A 3,604-nucleotide genomic window follows, 5' to 3' on the forward strand; every position below is an offset into this window, starting at 1 on the left:
GCGTACGGCGCCGGGCTCGCCCTCGACCTGGCCGGGCTCGACGGCGAGGCCCTGCGCAAGGCGCTCGTGCGCGTCCTCGAAGAACCCGGCTTCCGCGAGGGCGCCGAGCTGCTGTACGACGATCTGACCGCCGACCCGCCGCCGACGGCCTGCGTGCCCCGCCTGGAGGAGCTGACCGCGATGCACCGCGCCTCATGACCGGCGCCCACTACCTCGTCTGCCCGGCGGGCATCCCCAACTACGGCGACGAGGTCATCGCCGCGACCTGGCTGCGCCACCTCGCCGAGACCGCCCCCGGCACGGACGTCGTCGTCGACTGCCTCTACCCCGGGACCGCCGCCGCCCACCTCGCCGGCATCCACCCCCGCGCCCGCTTCACGAACACGCTGTGGAACCTGTGCCTGCGCCTGTGGCCCGAGACCGATCCGGCCGTCGTCTGCGCGTGGGTGACGGACGCGGTACGGGACCCGGGCCTCACGGATCTGTACGGGGCCCAGGTGATCCACCTCGCGGGCGGCGGCTATCTCAACGCGATCTGGCCGTACTTCGCCGGGCTCCCGGCGGGCATCGTGACCGTCGCGCAGGCGAGCGGGGCGCGGACGGCGGCGACCGGGCAGGGGCTGTGGCCGCCGGCCGACGAGACCGGGCTGACCCGGTCGTTCCTCGACCGCTTCGACGTCGTCGACGTACGGGACGCGGCCTCCGCCGAGTTCGCGGGACTCGCACCCCACGACTCCTACTGCGACGACGTGTTCCTCGGCCTCGGGCCCCAACTCCTGCGCACGGAAGGGGAGGTGCCGGAGGTCATGGTGAGCGTCCAGTCCCTGCTGGCCGACAACTCGCCCGAGGACACGGCCCGTTACGTCGCCGAGGTACTGCGGGCCTGGGGTGCCACGGACGTCGGGCTGCTGGAGTGCTCGCCGGAGAAGGACCGGGACGTGCTGGACGCCGTCGAGAAGGAGGTGCCCGGGGTGCGCCGGTACGGGCTTGACGACGTCCTCGCGAACGGGCTGCCCGCGCGGGCCGGTCAGCGCTGGCTCGGGACGCGGTTCCATCCGCATCTCGTGGCGGCTGCCGCAGGTGCGTACGGGGTGGGGCTGGTCGTGGGGGACGGGTACTACGGGACCAAGCATCAGTCGCTTCTCGACGCCGGGTCCGGGTGGGGGCTGGTGCGCGCGCCCGAGATCCCCCCGCCGCCCAACTCCGGTGGTTTCAGCGGAGATCGGCTGGCGGAACTGCGTGCCGCCAAGCTGGCCGTCGCCGAGCGCGTGTACGGACGGGGCTGACGATGGACCTCCTGCTCATCGGCCTCTCCGCGTTCGCCCGGCGCAGGGTGCTGCCCGCCGCCGCGAACCTGCCGGGCATCACGGCCGTCGACATCGCCAGCCGCCACGCGACACCGGACGACGTGGCCGGGCTGCCCAAGTCGCGCTCGCTGTACGGGGATTGGCGCAAGGCCCTCGCCGAGTGCCCGCCGGGGCTGGCGTACGTGTCGCTCGTCAACGCCGAGCACGCCGATGCCGTACGGGAGGCGCTGGAGCGGGGCTGGCACGTCGTCGTCGACAAACCCGCGCTCCACGATCCTTGCGGGGTGCCGGAGTTGGTGGAGCTGGCGCGGCGGTCGTCGCTCGTGCTGGCCGAGGCGACCTGTTACGCGTTCCACCCGGTGTTCTCCGTCGTCCGGGAGTTCGCGGCGGACGCGACCAAGGCGGTGGCCGTCTTCACGCCGCCCGTGCCGGCGGGGGACTTCCGGCACGATGCCGTACGCGGCGGCGGGGCGCTGCTCGACACCGGGCCCTATCTCGCCTCTCTGGGGCGGGTGTTGTGGGGGCTGGAGCCGGAGGGGCTGAGCGTCGTGACGGGGGACGGGGCCATGTCCTCGTACAGCGTGCTCGGGCAGTACCCGGGCGGGCGGACCGTCGTCGGGCACTTCGGGTTCACCACCGTCTACCGGAACTCGCTCCAACTGCTCAGCGCGCGGGCGGCAGTTGACGTCGAGCGGCCCTTCTCGATGCCGCCGGGGCCGGAGACGGCGGTCTCGGTGCGGGACGGTGAGGGGGAGCGGGTGCTGCGGGTGCCGCCCGCCGACAGCATGGCGCTGTTCCTGGACGCCGTACTGAGCGCCGTCCGTACGGGGTCCAGGGAGTTCGACGCCGCCGTGCTGAGCGACGCGCGTGTGCTAGGGCGGCTCGTGCGCGCCGCAGGCAAGGCTTAGGGCCGGTAGTTGGGCGGGAAGAGCTGATAGCCCGGGTCGGCGCTGGCGGGCCAGTCGCAGTATCGGCCGTGCGCGTTGAAGTTCAGGCCCGACGGGCAGGATTGAACCACGGCCACCCCCGCTCTGCACTCGACGTAGAGCTGCACGACTGAGGGGTAGGAGTAGAGGCCGTCCGGGGCGCCGTAGCAGTAGTCGCTCGGCAGCGCGGACGACGGCGAGGCTGTTCCCAGCACGAACGCGAGGGCGCCGGCGGTCGCGGCGACTGTGGCACAGAGGGCACGGATCTTCATGCCGGGACAACGACCGCCCGAACCGGGCGACACGCCCTTTACGGCTGTGCGAATCCTGTGTCTGGTCCAGTCGATCGGCAGGCAATGAAATTCCCCGCACAGGTTGAAAAGCGTCCCCCGTAATTAAAGTGCCGTCCTTCAGACGATGAGAATTCTCTTGGAGGGGGCCGAATCGGGAAGGTCCGCGCGGGGCTTGGCGAACACTGCTGTGCATGGCTACGACAGTCCCCGCGCCGACCGCGCCCCTGCGGCGTGCCCCCTGGCGCTCCCCCTCCGACCAGCCCGCATACGCACGACCGGCGCTGCTGGGCCTCCTCGCGCTCGCCGCCGTGCTCTACACGTGGGGAATCGACCACAGCTCGTACCACGCGTTCTACGCGGACGCCGCGCGCAGCATGTCGGAGAACTGGAAAGCGTTCTTCTACGGCTCTTTCGACCCCGGGAATTCGATCACGCTCGACAAACTCCCCGGATTCCTCTGGCCGCAGGCGCTGTCCGCACGCGTCTTCGGATTCCATCCGTGGGCGCTGGTCCTCCCTCAGGTGATCGAGGGCATGGTGAGCGTGTTGGTGCTGCACCGGCTCGTCTCCCGCTGGGCCGGCGCGAACGCGGCGCTCGTCGCCTGCACGGCCTTCCTGCTGACGCCGGTCTCGGTCGGGCTGTTCCGTACGGCCGTCGAGGACCCGGCGTTCACGCTGTGCGTGCTGCTCGCGGCCGAGGCGACGCAGCGGGCCGCGCGGGACGGGCGTGCGCGGACGCTGGTCGTCGCGGGGGTGTGGGTCGGGGTCGGGTTCCAGAGCAAGATGCTGGAGGCGTGGGCGGTGCTGCCCGCGCTGGCGCTCGTGTATCTGGTGTCGGCGCCGATTCCCTTGCGGCGGAGGGTGGTTCACCTCGGGGTGGCCGGGGTGGTGATGGCCGCTGTGTCGGTGTCGTGGATGGTGGCGGTGACGTTGGTGCCGGCGAAGGACCGGCCCTATGTGGACGGGACGACCGACAACTCCGCCTTCAGCATGGTGGTCGGGTACAACTTCCTGAACCGGTTCTCCTCGTTGGGGATCAGCGCGGCTTCTACGGGGAGTGTGAGCGGGACTCAGGGGGG

The 3,604-nt window shown here is 71.5% G+C and carries 5 protein-coding genes; 4 read left to right on the forward strand and 1 reads right to left on the reverse strand.

All coding sequences use genetic code 11. From position 1 onward, the window contains the following. The 3 genes from AOK24_RS07250 to AOK24_RS07260 form a co-directional block, all read left to right on the forward strand. Positions 1 to 198, forward strand: a 198-nt coding sequence (locus AOK24_RS07250) for a nucleotide disphospho-sugar-binding domain-containing protein (RefSeq protein WP_338060930.1), incomplete at its 5' end; no start/stop codon positions are given. Then, positions 195 to 1,286, forward strand: a complete 1,092-nt coding sequence (locus tag AOK24_RS07255) for a polysaccharide pyruvyl transferase family protein (RefSeq protein WP_055719217.1) — start codon at positions 195 to 197, stop codon at positions 1,284 to 1,286. The genes AOK24_RS07250 and AOK24_RS07255, both read left to right, overlap by 4 nt. 2 nt (positions 1,287 to 1,288) lie before the next feature. Next, a complete protein-coding gene (locus AOK24_RS07260; RefSeq protein ID WP_055719218.1) occupies positions 1,289 to 2,215 on the forward strand; it encodes a Gfo/Idh/MocA family protein in 927 nt (308 codons plus the stop codon). Here the strand turns inward: AOK24_RS07260 and AOK24_RS07265 are convergent. Continuing rightward, complete coding sequence (locus tag AOK24_RS07265) at positions 2,212 to 2,505, reverse strand: carbohydrate-binding module family 14 protein (RefSeq protein WP_055719219.1); 294 nt, start codon at positions 2,503 to 2,505, stop codon at positions 2,212 to 2,214. The genes AOK24_RS07260 and AOK24_RS07265 overlap by 4 nt on opposite strands. Positions 2,506 to 2,717: 212 nt before the next feature. Between AOK24_RS07265 and AOK24_RS07270 the strand changes: the two genes are divergently transcribed. Beyond that, positions 2,718 to 3,604, forward strand: an 887-nt coding sequence (locus AOK24_RS07270) for an ArnT family glycosyltransferase (protein WP_206191160.1), incomplete at its 3' end; no start/stop codon positions are given.

The sequence above is a fragment of the Streptomyces niveiscabiei genome (assembly GCF_001419795.1).
GTDB lineage: Bacteria > Actinomycetota > Actinomycetes > Streptomycetales > Streptomycetaceae > Streptomyces > Streptomyces niveiscabiei.